This is a genomic window from Methylobacterium aerolatum, from assembly GCF_022179085.1.
Classification (GTDB): domain Bacteria; phylum Pseudomonadota; class Alphaproteobacteria; order Rhizobiales; family Beijerinckiaceae; genus Methylobacterium; species Methylobacterium aerolatum.
The window spans coordinates 1-13617 of record NZ_BPQE01000013.1; the positions used below are offsets into that span (position 1 = coordinate 1).

The window sequence follows — 13617 nt, forward strand, 5'->3', positions numbered from 1 at the left end:
AAGCCCGACGACAACGACCCGATCTGGCTCGCCTGAGAGCTCAGGCCCGAGGACAGCGAGGCCACCGAGCTATTCGTCACGCTCAGGCCCGACGACAGGGAGCCGATCTGGCTCGCCTGAGAGCTCAAGCCCGAGGACAAAGACCCGATCTGACTTCCCTGAGAGCTGAGACCCGACGACAGAGAAGCCACCGAGCTGTTCGTCACGCTCAAGCCCGACGACAGGGAGCCGATCTGGCTCGCCTGCGAACTCAGGCCAGAGGACAGCGACGAGACTTGGCTCGCCTGTGAACTCACGCTGGAGGACAGCGAGGCCACTTGGCTTGCCTGCGAGCTGACGCTGGTCGAGAGGGACGAGGCCGTGCTCGCGCTGGTATTGCCGATGGCCGTCGACAGCGAGGCCACCGAGCTGTTGGTGGCGTAGAGCTGCGAGCCGTTCACCGCGTCCGTCGAGGTCGCGCTGATCGTCCCGTTGGCGACGTTGGTGATCTTCTGCGGCGAACCGCTTCCATGGCTCGCGTCATAGGCGTTGAGCGACGAGTTCCACTGCAGCGCATCCTGCTTCAGCGAGGACACGCCCGTGGAAATCGATGCGATCTGGCTCCCCTGGGAGCTGACGCTCGTCGACAGCGACGACACCGTGCTCGCCTGCGAGCTCACGCTCGAAGACAGCGACGAGACGGTGCTCGCCTGTGAACTCACGCTGGAGGATAGCGACGAGACTTGGCTCGCCTGCGAGCTGACGCTGGTCGAGAGGGACGAGGCCGTGCTCGCGCTGGTATTGCCGATGGCCGTCGACAGCGAGGCCACCGAGCTGTTGGTGGCGTAGAGCTGCGAGCCGTTCACCGCGTCCGTCGAGGTGGCGCTGATCGTCCCGTTGGCGACGTTGGTGATCTTCTGCGGCGAACCGCTTCCATGGCTCGCGTCATAGGCGTTGAGCGACGAGTTCCACTGCAGCGCGTCCTGCTTCAGCGAGGACACGCCCGTGGAAATCGATGCGATCTGGCTCCCTTGGGAGCTGACGCTCGTCGACAGCGACGACACCGTGCTCGCCTGCGAGCTCACGCTCGAAGACAGCGACGAGACGGTGCTCGCCTGCGAGCTCACGCTGGTCGAGAGGGACGAGGCCGTGCTCGCGCTGGTATTGCCGATGGCCGTCGACAGCGAGGCCACTGAGCTGTTGGTCGCGTAGAGCTGCGAGCCGTTCACCGCGTCCGTCGAGGTCGCGCTGATCGTCCCGTTGGCGACGTTGGTGATCTTCTGCGGCGAACCGCTTCCATGGCTCGCGTCATAGGCGTTGAGCGACGAGTTCCACTGCAGCGCGTCCCTCTTCAGCGAGGACACGCCCGTGGAAATCGATGCGATCTGGCTCCCCTGGGAGCTGACGCTCGTCGACAGCGACGACACCGTGCTCGCCTGCGAGCTCACGCTCGAAGACAGCGACGACACCTGGCTCGCCTGCGAGCTGACGCTCGTCGAGAGGGACGACGCCGTGCTCGCGCTGGTGTTGCCGATGGCCGTCGAGAGCGAGGTCACCGCGCTGGCGGTGCTGCTGAACCCGGTCGAGAGCGAGGTCACCGCGCTGGTCTGCGTAGAGGCGACAGAATAAAGCTGGCTGCCGTTGATCGCGTCCGTAGAAGTGGACGACACCCGGCCCGCCGCGACGTTCTGGATCTGCCGTTCGCCGCCGGACGTGCCGACGGACACTGAGCCCACCGGCGAATTACCGGCGAAGCCTCCGTAGGTGACGCTGCCGATGGTGACGGAGGACACGTTCGTGGCGGCCGTGGCGACCGATCCGGAGCCGAGAGCGACGCTGTTGACGACGTTGACGTTCGCCCCGGAGCCGAGGGCGACGCTGCTGTCGGGCGTGGCGAGCGCCCCGCTGCCGATCGCCACGGCGTTCGCCCCGGCTGCGATAGCGCCGTTGCCGCCGGCATAGCTTGCCATTCCGGATGCGTTCGCGCTGAAGCCGACGGCGGTGGACACGAGACCTGCCGCGTTGGAACCCGAGCCGACCGCCGTGCCGAAGCGGCCCGTGGCGTTGGCGAAGGAGCCCAGCGCCAAGCCGGCGACATCCGTGGCATTGGCTCCGAGACCCAGAGCGATGGCGGCCGAGCCCGTCGCGTTCGCGGCGGGGCCGATGGAGATGGCGGCCGACGCCGTGGCATTGGCGCCCGCACCCAGGGCGATGGCGGCGGAATCTGTCGCGCTGGCGCCAACGCCCAGGGCCGCAGAGAAGGTGCCGGAGGCCAGTGTGTGCCCGCCGAGCGCCGTGGCGTCCTGCCCGGTCGCCGTCGCCGCGTTGCCGTGGCTGCTGGAGCCGACCGCAGTGGAACCCGAATTGCTGGCAACGGACTTGTAGCCGATCGCCGTGGCGTAGCTGTTGGACGCGTTGGCCAGGGTGCCGACGGCGATCGCATTGCTGTTGCTGGCGTTCGCATTCAGGCCGAAGGCCACCGAGTCGGTGCTCGTGGCGTTGGCGCCGTTGCCGATGGCGTTGATGTTGGCGAGCTTTTGCGGCTGGCCGGTGCCGTGGGCGCCGTCCCAGGCGTTGATCGCCGAATTCCATGGCAAACCGCCGCTGCCGCCGGTGCTGCTGCTCAGCGTGGCAATCACCGAGTACAGCTGGCTGCCGTTCACCGCGTCCGTCGACGTGGAGGTGATCCGGCCGGCCGCGACGTTCTGGATCTGCCGCTCGCTGCCCGCGCTGCCCACCGAGACGACGCCGACCGGGCTCGTGCCGGCGAAGCCGCCATAGGTCTGGCCATTGATGACCGCCTGGGACGTCGCCGTCGCCGTCGTAGTCGTCGCCCCGTTGCCCAGCGCGACACTGTTCGCCACGCTGGCGACCGAGGCACCGCCGAGGGCGAGGCTGTCCTGGGCGGTCGCATTTGCACCAACGCCGCCGCTGCTGCTGCCCAGCGCCGCGGCCCCAGAGGCCAGCGCCCAAGCGTTCCGGCCGACGGCAACCGCAAAACCAGCGGTCGCATTCGCCCCGGTCCCTAAGGCAGTCGCGTTTGAGCCGGAGGCTAAGGCGTTTGTTCCAACAGCAACCGTGAACGAACCAGAAGCATTCGAGAGCGTGCCAAGACCCGTAGAAAAGTTCCCCAGGGCATTCGCGGAATTGCCGAGAGCAGTAGCGCCCTGGGCGGTGGCCTTCGATTCGCCGCCGAGGGCGGTTGCATCCTGCCCCGTAGCGGAGGCTCCCACATTGCGCCCGCTCACACCAAGCGCGACCGCACCAGTTACGCTCGCGACTGTCCCGCGCCCGACGGCGGTCGTAAAATCTCCATACGCCTGGGCAGTGTCGCCTATTGCGACACCGCTTGATCCAGTGGCATTCGAATTCAAACCAATTGCTACTGAGTACATACCTGTGCTAGTTACATTAGCTCCAATCGCGACAGCAAAATTACCTGCACTCCGTCCAGTTGTTTGAGTGTTCCCCAGTTGCAATGAGTTACCACCTGCAACGTCTTGTACAATAATGCGACCACTGTTGACATAAAGTTGGCCACCAAGGCTGAGACTTGTACTTATTCTATTTGGATCATTGTTTGCCGCAAAACTAAAAAAAAGAGCCTCGTTTGTTTGTGCAGCAATATTCGGGCTGCACTTGGAAGCGTCTTTCACAGCGAAAGTTGGTGTATCGCTACCATTATCGCTAACTGTTTGACATTGCCCATCCAACCCATCGTTGAAATAGACCGTGACAGCTCCCGCGAGAGCCTGCGAGGGAGCCAGCAACCCCACCATCCCAAACGTCGCCGTCACCGCCCCCGCGCCGAGCGCCCCCAGCTTCGACCGCCGGCCGAAGGCCACGTAGAGCGAGGACAGCCGCAGGGCCGCCATGATGCGGCGGCGGAGGCCGTCGGTCAGCTCGCCGCGCAGGCCCACGGCGTTGCCGGCGTGGGAGAAGCGGCGATCCCGGCGGTTGGTGTCCCGGTCGTCACGGTGCGTGTTCATGGTGGCCCCGAATGGTTGTCGCGCCGACGGTCCGTCGCGCAAGGATGTCCGAAAATGTTCGTTTGTCGTTCAGGGCGGCTCCCCAGCCGCCAATGGTTCGTTCTCAAGATGACAGCGCGCTCTGCGCGACGTCGTCATTCGCGAAGGCGCGGATCGGGGGATCGGCGGCGCGTGGACATTGGGGCGAGCCGGCGAGCCCCGGCATTCAGCCCGTGCAATACGCTGCACACATCCCGCGCACCCATCCTGAGGTGCCGGAGCGCAGCGCAGGCCTCGAAGGAGACCTTCGGACCGCGCAGCGCCCTCTTGAGCCCTCCTTCGCGGCGGCTGTCGCCGAACCTCAGGATGAGGGGGGTGAGTGGAACGAGGGGCTTCTCGGTCAGGCTCTCGGGATGAGGGAGCCCGAGGGGACGGAGGGGCTTCTCGGTCAGCCTCTCAGGATGGGGTCGCGGCGGGGGAGCGAGAGCGTTTTCGGCTTGATCCAGGACGTCGGCTTGACCGTCTTCGCGAGCGAATCGAAGGAATCCAGGGATTCGCACCGTCCGGGCTGGTCCCGTTGCCCAGCTTTGCTTCGCTAGTGCCAGAGCGATTTCGTTCGAACCTGAATCGGCTTTGCACGACGCGCTCTCCTCCCCCTTGCGGGGAGGAGTGGGAGGTGGGGGTGGTGCCGAACGAAGCGCGGCGGTGCCTCCTGCACCACCCCCACCCCTTCCCCTCCCCGCAAGGGGGAGGGAGCCCGCGTTCCCCATTGGGGCGCGACGATCCGAGTCAAACCGAAACCGCTCCAGCACCGACGGGGGCGGCGCCCGATCCAAGTCCTTCCGAGAACGCCGCACGTGTTTCAGCCGGGCCTCGACCGGCTGCGGATCGACCCCGCGCCGAGGGGCGCGGGGGGCCGGCGCGGTCACGTCGCGGCCGGCGAAGGGCGTGGTGCGGACGGCGCGCATCACCGCAGCCCCCGCAGGACCCAGCCGGCGGTGCCGGCGACGAGGACGAGGGAGGCCACGAGGGCCGCGCTGGCCCAGCCCTCGTGCACCAGCAGGCCGACCACGAAGCCCGAGATCGCGCAGGCGGCGAAGCCGAGCACGGCGGGCGCACGCTCCTCCTCGCGGCCGGTGAGCCCATCGGCCACCGCCGCCTGATCGCCATCAGGCCGAACCATCCGACACCCCCAACCAACGCCCGCGATAACGCACGCAGGTGGCATTCCGAAGATCAGCGCAAGTCGTGATTGCCGTTCACGCGCTTTCGAAAGGCCGTGACAAAAAGGGTCCCTTGCGACATCAAGACTTCAGACGAAGAAGACCGATAAATTGCACACCGTAAGTTGTTGTTCTTCTTCTATACGCCCTTCGGTCGCGCCGCCAGCGGTTGCGCGGCCAGAAGGGACCCCTTCTGTCAACGCAAACGGAGTCCCGGAGCGGCAAAAGTTAAGAAATCCCGACCGAAGTCCAAAAATTAACGATTATGAAAGCACCAAATGACCACAAAACATCAGTCGTCAACGCCACATATTATTGGATATGCTCGGGTTTCTACCGAAGAACAAAGGCTCGATCTGCAGGTCGGGGCGCTGGAGCGGGCTGGATGCGAACGGATATACACCGATCACGGTGTATCCGGCTTTCGCTTTAGTCGTGGCGGGCTGAAGACTGCCATGAAGAACTTGCGACCGGGTGGCACATTGGTGGTGTGGCGGCTAGACCGGCTCGGCAGATCGCTATCCGGATTGGTTCTGTTGATGGAACAGCTGGGATCGCGCGGGATTCATTTCCGGTCAGTGACCGAAAATATTGATACGAGCTCCTCCGGCGGCCGGCTAATGTTTCATATGATGGCCGCTTTGGCTGAGTTCGAGCGGTCCCTGATCAGCGAACGGACCCGCGCGGGCATGGCTGCGGCCAAGGCGCGGGGGTGCCGGGTGGGGCGCCCGCGGGCGCTCGTTCATCAGCAGATCGTCGCGGCCCGGTGCGCGCTGCTCTGTCATGGGATGGCGGCCGGGGCGCTGGCGCGGGATCTCGGCGTCTCCCCGCGCACGCTTCAACGGTCTATCGCCGCGCTGGATGGCGGGATGTGCCGGGATTGTCCCGGCGCCGGGGTGGACGGCCTGGGCGATGGGCGCCGCCAAACCAGTCTATCGGGGGAAACGGGGGGGCCTTGATCGGGGTCCGGCGGGAGCGCTCCGGCGGTGTATCCGAACTGCAACAAGCCCGAGTTTTGAAGTTTTCCACATCTCTGTCGGGCGGCGTGGAAGGCTTTTCGCCGCCGCGCCCCGTGGAAGCCCCGGTCTTCGGCGCGGTTCCTCTTGGACGGGCCGGAACGACACTTCGGCCGGGGCCGCGTGGCCGCGGTTCCACTTGCCGGGGGAGTCGGGTGATTCTCCCGGGTCTCGCGCCCGCGGTCTCAGGCCGCGTTGGTCATGCCCTCCTCCGACCAGACGATGGTGCGCCCCGCCCCGTGGATGTAGCGGGTGAACCGCTCGATCGGCTGCGGCTTGCCGACGAGGTAGCCCTGCACCTCGTCGCAGGATTCGTCGGTGAGGAAGCGCATCTGGTGCGGCGTCTCCACGCCCTCCGCCACCACCCCCATGCCGAGGCTGCGCCCGAGGCCGAGGACCGCGCGGACGATCACCGCCGCCTGCGGGCTGCCCTCCACATGGCCGACGAAGGCGCGGTCGATCTTGATCTTGTCGAAGGGGAATGCCTGCAACGTCGCCAATGACGAGTATCCGGTGCCGAAATCGTCCATCGCGATGGAGATGCCCAGCGCCTTGAGGCGGCGCAGGATGCTGAGCGCCCGCTCCATGTCGTTGATGATGACCGATTCGGTGATCTCCAGTTCGAGCCGCGTGGGCGAGAGGCCCGCCTCGGCCAGGATCGCCAGCACCCGCTCCGCGAGGTCCGCCTGCTGAAATTGCAGGGGCGAGAGGTTCACCGCGATCTTCAGGGGCCGGGTCCAGGTCGCCGCCTCGCGGCAGGCCGCCCGCAGCACCCACTCCCCGAGGGGCATGATGAGGCCGCACTCCTCCGCGAGGGGCACGAAGGTGCTCGGCGGGATCAGCCCGCGGGCGGGGTGCTGCCAGCGCACCAGCGCCTCGAAGCCCACGAGGTCGCGTCCGCCGGTCGTCACCTGCGGCTGGTAGTGGAGCGTGAGCTCGTTCTCCTCGATGGCCCGGCGGAGGTCGCTCTCCAGCTCCCGGCGCTCGGCCGCGGCGGCGTCCATCGCGGCGGCGAAGATGCGGTGGGTGTTCCGGCCCTCGGCCTTCGCCCGGTAGAGGGCGAGGTCGGCGCGCTTCATCACCTCCTCGCCGTTGGTCCCGTGCCGGGGCGCCAGGGCGATGCCGATGCTGAGGCCGACCTCCACGGCCTGCCCCTCCACGCGGATCGGCTCGCCCACGGAGGCGATCAGGCGCCCGGCCAGCCCTTCGAGGGCGTTCATGTCGGCGGCCTCCGCGATCAGCACGGCGAACTCGTCGCCGCCCAGGCGGGCCACCGTGTCCTCCGCCCGCAGCTCCAGGCGGATGCGGTGGGCGACCGCCCGCAGCACGGTGTCCCCCGCGAGGTGCCCCAGCCGGTCGTTCACGGCCTTGAACCGGTCGAGGTCGAGGCACAGCACCGCCGCCGCCCCGCCGCGCGCGCGCAGCTCGGCCAAGCGCTCCTCCAGCCGGTCGTAGAACAGGGCGCGGTTGGGCAGGTCGGTGAGGCCGTCGTGGCGGGCCATGTGGGCGATCTGCCGTTCCGCCGCCTTGCGCGCGCCGATGTCGATCTGGGTCGCCACGAAGCGCAGCGGCGTGCCGTCCGCCGCGCGGTCCACCACGCGGCCCCGGGTGAGGAGCCACGCCCAGGTGCCGTCCTTGCGGCGCATCCGGTGCTCGACCTCGTAGGTCGCCGCCCGGCCCTCCAGGTGGTCGGCCAGCACCCGCTCCGTCAACGCCGCATCCTCCGGGTGCAGGAGGCTACGCCACGTGCGGGCGTGGGCCTCCATCTCGCCCGGCTCGTAGCCCAGGAAGCGCCACCAGCGCTCCGAGCACCACGCCGCCCCGGTGGCGAGGTCGCAATCCCACAGGCCGTCGCTGCCCGCATCCAGCGCCAGGGCGAGGCGGGCCTCGCTCTCCGCGATGCGCCGCTTGCCCTCACGCAGGCTCCGGTTCGTCTGGCGCAGGTGCTCCGCCACGAGGGACAGGGCCAGGATCGCGAGCACGGTGAGCATCCCCACCGCGATCCCGCTCGCCAGCATCGCCTTGGGGAAGTCGCCCGCCTCGGGGGCCCGGGACGGGTCCGGCTCGATCACCACGGCGGTCATGGCGATGAAGTGCAGGCAGGCGATCGCCCCGGTCAGCACCGTCGCCGCCTCCAGTTGCAGGCGGCGCCCGCCGGGCCGCGTCGCCAGGAGCAGCGCCGCGCCCGAGAGGCCGCACCCGGCCGTCACCGCCGCCGCCACCAGGGGCCAGTGCCAGCCGATCGTCCCGGCGAGCCGGATGCCGGCCATGCCGGTGAAGTGCATCGCCGCGATGCCGAGGCCAAGGACGATCCCGGCGCCGACCGTGGCGGCCGCCCGCCGGGTGGTGCGCGCGAGCGCCAGGGCACCGCAGGCCGAGGCCGTGCCGACGACCAGCGAGAGCACCGTGAGCGCCGGATCGTATCCGATCCCGAAACCGGGATCGTAGCCCAGCATCGCGATGAAGTGGGTGCTCCAGATGCCGATGCCGGCGGTAATCCCGGCGCCGCCGACCCAGAGGATATGTCCCGCCGAACTCTCCGAGCGCGACTGCCGCAGCAGATACACGGTGGTGACGCTCGATAACCAACACACCAGGGCGGCCAGGGGCACGGCCCAGAACGTATGCTCTTGCGTCAGGCAGGTGATGGCACGGTACATTGGAACGTTCGCGCGAATCCCGATGCGCTCACCATCCCCCGCCACAACTTTCGGATGTGTTTACGTACAACCTGTAAGCGAAATAGCCGACTTCGGATCGAAAGCGGATGCGCATCCGGCCGAGCCCCGGCGGCGCGTCGCCGTGGCCGGGAACGGACCGGTCGGTCCGACGCTTGGACCGGGGACGCACCGGCCCCCCTCGCTCCGGATCACCCATGGCCCGCACCTCGCCGCTGATCGCCCTCCTCCTCGCCCTCGGCTTCACCGGTCCCGCCCTCGCGCAGGAGCCGACGGCCGCCGGGTCGGAGGCCCTGAAGCCCGTGCTCCAGAGCGACAGCCTCGTCTTCAACGGCGTCACCCGTTCGAAGGACGGGAGGGTCTTCTCGCCCTTCCAGCGGCAGACCAAGGACACGGGGATCGAACTCGGGGAGTGGAAGGACGGCAAGGTGGTCGCCTATCCGGACGAGGCCTGGAACGGCTGGAAGACCGGCGACGATCCCACAAAGGCTTTCGTGACCGCGAACGCCATCCGCATCGGACCGGACGGCGATCTCTGGGTGGTGGACAAGGGCTTCCAGGGCATGGGCGAGACGCCGCTCCCCGGTGGCGCGAAGCTGGTGCAGATCGACCTCGCGACCAACACCGTGCGGAAGGTCTACCCCCTGCAGGCGATCATCCGCGAGAAGAGCTTCATCGACGATTTCCGCTTCAACGGCCGCAAGGTCTATCTCACCGATGCCGGAAGCCCGGGGATCGCCGTGCTCGACCTCGACTCGGGACAGCTGCACCGGGTCCTCGACGGGCATTGGTCGACGGTCGCCCAGCGTCCGCTCACCGGCCAGGGCCGGGTGCTGCGCGACGACAAGGGCCGGCTGCTCGCGATCCACGCCGACCAGCTCGAAGTCTCGCCGGACGGGAAGACCTTCTATTATCAGGCCTGCACCGGGCCGCTCTACAGCATCGAGACCCGATGGCTCGACGACGAGACCGCGAGCGACGACGAGCGCGGCAAGCACGTGAAGCTCCACGCCGCCACGGTGTCCACCGGGGGCACGGCAATCGACGCCGCCGGCAACATCTACGCGAGCGACACGGATGGACTCCGCGTCCTCAAGATCGCGCCGGACGGGACCATGAGCACCCTGGTGCAGGACCCGCGCCTCGTCTGGGTCGATGCCATGTGGATCGACGAGTCGGGCGGCCTCTGGATCCCCGCCGCGCAGATGAACCGGACCCCGGCCATGAACGGCGGCGAATCCTCGGCGGTGAAATTCCCCACGACGATTTTCCGCCTGGAAATCGGCGCCAAGCCGGTACCGAACTGACGCCGCGATCCGGCGGTGGATGGCCGCACCCGTCCCCCTCGTTCGAGCGCAGGTTGTTCGGGTAGATGGAGGTTCCGCGGCGACTCGACCGCCGCCCCATTCTGCGCGGGACGATGGCAGGACACGGATCTGGTGACCCGACCGAGCGCCTCGCTCAGGTCCAACGCCTCGCGACGGAACTCGCCGCCCGGGTCCGCTACGCGCAGATCGTTGAGCGTGCCATCCCGCCGGAGCAGATCACGGCCCTCGTCGAAGCCGCCCGCCTGCTTCAGGAGCGCGGCGAGCCCTGGCCGCATCTGGTGGCCGAGGTGCTCCAGCGGATCGTGGACGAGATGGAGCAGGCGCCGGAGGACGGGACCGGAGCGTCCTGAGAGTCCGGCCGGAGGGGTCGTCGCCCCGCTCGCAAAGACGAAGTGGCCTTCAGGGGCCGCCGGGGGCTTTCCGACCAGACACTGAGGGCAGCGGCCTCGGGTGGCGCCGCGCCGCAGCACGGAGCGTGGCACCGTTGCAAGCCCGGCGCGTTGCTGTCCGTCACGACAGAAGGCCCACGATGTTCCGTTCCGAAACGCCCCCGCCGCCCGGCAATTTGGAAGTCGCCGAGCCACCGCCCTCCGAGTCGCCCACCGTCGCCCAGCTCAAGGGCGACATCGACAGCGGACGCACCGGTGACAAGGTCCCGCATCTCGACGTGGGCGCGGCGATGCTCGGCACCTGCGAAGAGGCGGGCGGCGCCCCTCCCACCCCGCAGCAGGTGAAGCTCGCGCGGGCCAACGAGGCGGCCTCGCCCCGTGTGCGCGCGGCGGCTGATCCGCATGGGCAGCGCGCCTGGACGCTCCCGCTGTTTCTCGGAATCGTCGGGACCATCGGCGCGGTCCTCGTGGCGGGTGTGTGGGCAATCCACTGATCGGCCGGCGTCGGCACCCGGTTCTTTAGTACCACCCGGCGGTCTAGCGGATCGCCGTTCGCCGTATTCGCGACTGTCGCGCGCCCTGACGCCGCCTCGCGCCGCCCTCGAATGGCGCGCCAAGCTTGACCATGACGAGATTCCTTGGAAAGGTTACTCACTACCGAGGGGGGACGTAGCGGCGTCTCAGTAGTTTTCACCGACCCTTAACCATTGCCTTTTCTGCGCCTGGTGAGTTTGACATAAACTCGTGAGTTCAGTGTCGAGCACGCTTCCGATGCCCTACCTCCGCACGTCCTTCCTGGCCCTGGCCTTCGTCAGCCTCGCGGTTCCGGCCGCCGCGGCGGGTGCGGATGATCTCGACCCCAAGGTCCTGGTCGCCGACACCAAAAGCTGCGGATCGGCCAAGACCGGGAACGGCCCCTCGGACACCATCGAATTCAAGGCGCTCGGCGGCTCCATGGCCCTCGAAGGCGCCAAGAACCTGTGCTTCGGCAACACCTCGAACTCGGCGATCGCCGTCGCCGCCCCCGTCGGCGGTCCTTCGGCCCAGGGTTCGATTACGCCCACCGCCATCGTCGGCGGGACCGCGGGCGGCGGTGGCGGCGGTGGTGGCGGCACCAGGGACGCCACCCCCACCACCGGCAGCCCCGCAGGGTCCGGCCAGTCGACGCTCGCGAACCTCCTGTCGAGCGACACCGGCAGCAGCTCCTCTCTGTTCGGCAGCAGCAACTCCCCCTCGACCTTCTTCGGTGGCGGCGGCGGTGGTGGCGGCTCGAATGTCGGCGCCCCTGGCCCCGAGGCGGGTGCCGGCCTTCCGTTCCTGATCGGCGCGGGCATCTACGCCCTCGTGCGTCGCCGTCGCGCCCGCATCCGTTCCTGATCGACCGGGGCCCGCGATGACCCGCATCCGCGCCATCGGCCGGATCGACGCGCTGTCCAGGCTGGCCATCATCGGATTCCTCAACGCCATCTCCTTCAACATCGAGAAGGCGGTGCTGGAACTGGGCGTCACCGGCGCGATCACCAGTACCTTCGGCATCAGCGTCATCGTCTGGGTCGCGGCCTTCGTCGCGGTGACGGAGTTGCGCAAGGAGCCTGACCGGCCCCTCGCCGCCGGCGAGGAATGGCGGCTGATCGCCCTCGCCGTGTTCTTCATCCTGCCCGTCAAATACGTCAGTTGGGTCGGCCTGACCCTCCTCGCCCTCGACATCCTGTCGGCCTCCGAACGGGATTCGGCGGCACGGCGGGCGGGCTGGATCCTGCTCGCGGTGACGTTCCCGATGTTTTGGAGCAAGCTGATTTTCTCGCTGTTCAGCGATCTGCTTCTCCAGGCCGACGCGATCCTCGTGAGCACCGCCCTCGGCTTGCCGAGGGAAGGGAACGTGATCACCCTGTCGGACGGCGTGAGCCATCTCTGGATCGCGGCGGGCTGCTCGTCCATGGCCAACGTCTCGCTCGCGGTCCTCGGCTGGACGCTCTTCCTGCACATGCGGCGGGAGACGGGATCGCCGGGCCTGCGCTGGGGCCTGCTCTGCTGCGTGGTGATCGTTGCGCTGAATGTCGGGCGCATCAGCCTGATCGGCCTGTACCCGGCGCATTACGATCTAATCCACGGCGCGGTGGGTGCGAGCATCGCAAGCTGGCTCATGGTGGCCGCCGTCTTCGGGACGCTGAGCTACGGGGCCCGCCATGCGGCTTCGGCCTAGCAGGGTCCTCCTGCCCGTCGTCGCGCTGGGCCTGCTGGTCTCCGTCCCCCTCAAGGCCTGGACCATTGTCTCCAACCATTCGCAGCAAGGCCCGGAGGCCGAGGTCGCCCTAGCGGACGCCCTGGAGCAGGCGGGCTACCGTACGAGCTACGAAGACCGCGTCCTCGGCCGGAGGGCGGTGGTGGCCGAGGCAGGGTCCTGCCGCATCTGGCTGGGCATCGTCTCCGGCGAGGGCTGGCACAGGGACATCGCCGTGAAGAGCGCGTCGCCTCAGGAGGAGGTCGCGTTCTTCTTCAAGGGGCACGCCTACCCCGACCAGCCGATCTGGGACACGTGGCTCGACGAGAAGGCCGCCGTGCTCGCCCGCTCCTTCGCCTTGCCCCTGCACCCCTCGCCCGTCGTTGCCGCCCATCTCGGCCCCGGCTGCGCCATCGACAGGGAAGGCTTGGCGCAGCGCCTGAACGCGCCGTCCGGCGGGCAGGGCAAGGGTCCGGCCGAGCGGATGTGACGGGGCGGGCCCGCCGCCCGCCATTCCAGCCCCGTCTCCGCAGCACAGATCCCCTCTCACGACGAGCGAGGAATTCGGTCACACCGGAGGAGCCGGCTCGGCATGCCCGGCAACTCGAAGCGGGATATTTCGGCACCGACAGGCCGCCGGACGAGACGTCCGCACCGCCCGAGACAGGAATACCGGCATTGGTCTAGATCAGCGAGAATGCATTTTCTTGCATTATTCCGGCAAGCCTCTCCGGGACCACGGATCACATCATCTTGAGTGATCGCGAGCTAAGCAAATATCCGCATTCACAAGCAAAGAAATTTAATTTACTTGC

At 68.0% G+C, this 13617-nt stretch carries 10 protein-coding genes; 7 read left to right on the forward strand and 3 right to left on the reverse strand.

Translation table 11 applies throughout. The features are described 5' to 3' along the window. Together MFF06_RS09565 and MFF06_RS09570 are read right to left on the reverse strand one after the other, a co-directional pair. Nucleotides 1–3968, reverse strand: a 3968-nt coding sequence (locus MFF06_RS09565) for a beta strand repeat-containing protein (protein ID WP_238203228.1), incomplete at its 3' end; no start/stop codon positions are given. 946 nt (nucleotides 3969–4914) lie between these two features. Beyond that, entirely contained in the window at nucleotides 4915–5130 is a 216-nt protein-coding gene (locus tag MFF06_RS09570) for a hypothetical protein (RefSeq protein WP_238203229.1), read from the reverse strand. Nucleotides 5131–5448: 318 nt separating this feature from the next. Between MFF06_RS09570 and MFF06_RS09575 the strand changes: the two genes are divergently transcribed. Beyond that, complete coding sequence (locus MFF06_RS09575) at nucleotides 5449–6129, forward strand: recombinase family protein (protein WP_238203230.1); 681 nt, start codon at nucleotides 5449–5451, stop codon at nucleotides 6127–6129. A gap of 242 nt (nucleotides 6130–6371) precedes the next feature. Here MFF06_RS09575 and MFF06_RS09580 read toward each other — a convergent pair whose 3' ends face one another. Further along, nucleotides 6372–8846, reverse strand: coding sequence for a bifunctional diguanylate cyclase/phosphodiesterase (locus MFF06_RS09580; protein WP_238203231.1), 2475 nt, complete (start codon nucleotides 8844–8846; stop codon nucleotides 6372–6374). A gap of 215 nt (nucleotides 8847–9061) precedes the next feature. Between MFF06_RS09580 and MFF06_RS09585 the strand changes: the two genes are divergently transcribed. From MFF06_RS09585 to MFF06_RS09610, 6 genes are all read left to right on the forward strand, one after another. Beyond that, nucleotides 9062–10171 carry an SMP-30/gluconolactonase/LRE family protein gene (locus tag MFF06_RS09585; protein ID WP_238203233.1) on the forward strand — a complete coding sequence of 370 codons (1110 nt, stop codon included), beginning with the start codon at nucleotides 9062–9064 and terminating at the stop codon, nucleotides 10169–10171. Between the two features lie 113 nt (nucleotides 10172–10284). Further along, entirely contained in the window at nucleotides 10285–10542 is a 258-nt protein-coding gene (locus MFF06_RS09590; RefSeq protein ID WP_238203234.1) for a hypothetical protein, read from the forward strand. 179 nt (nucleotides 10543–10721) lie between these two features. Continuing rightward, nucleotides 10722–11075, forward strand: coding sequence for a hypothetical protein (locus MFF06_RS09595; RefSeq protein ID WP_238203235.1), 354 nt, complete (start codon nucleotides 10722–10724; stop codon nucleotides 11073–11075). Between the two features lie 277 nt (nucleotides 11076–11352). Next, the gene (locus MFF06_RS09600; RefSeq protein ID WP_238203236.1) at nucleotides 11353–11958 is read left to right on the forward strand and encodes a hypothetical protein; all 606 of its coding nucleotides are present in this window, start codon (nucleotides 11353–11355) and stop codon (nucleotides 11956–11958) included. Nucleotides 11959–11974: 16 nt separating this feature from the next. After that, entirely contained in the window at nucleotides 11975–12784 is an 810-nt protein-coding gene (locus MFF06_RS09605; protein WP_238203237.1) for a hypothetical protein, read from the forward strand. Then, nucleotides 12768–13292 (forward strand): hypothetical protein, encoded by a 525-nt coding sequence (locus MFF06_RS09610; RefSeq protein WP_238203238.1) that lies wholly within the window; start codon nucleotides 12768–12770, stop codon nucleotides 13290–13292. The genes MFF06_RS09605 and MFF06_RS09610 overlap by 17 nt, the downstream gene beginning before the upstream one ends. Nucleotides 13293–13617 lie beyond the last annotated feature (325 nt).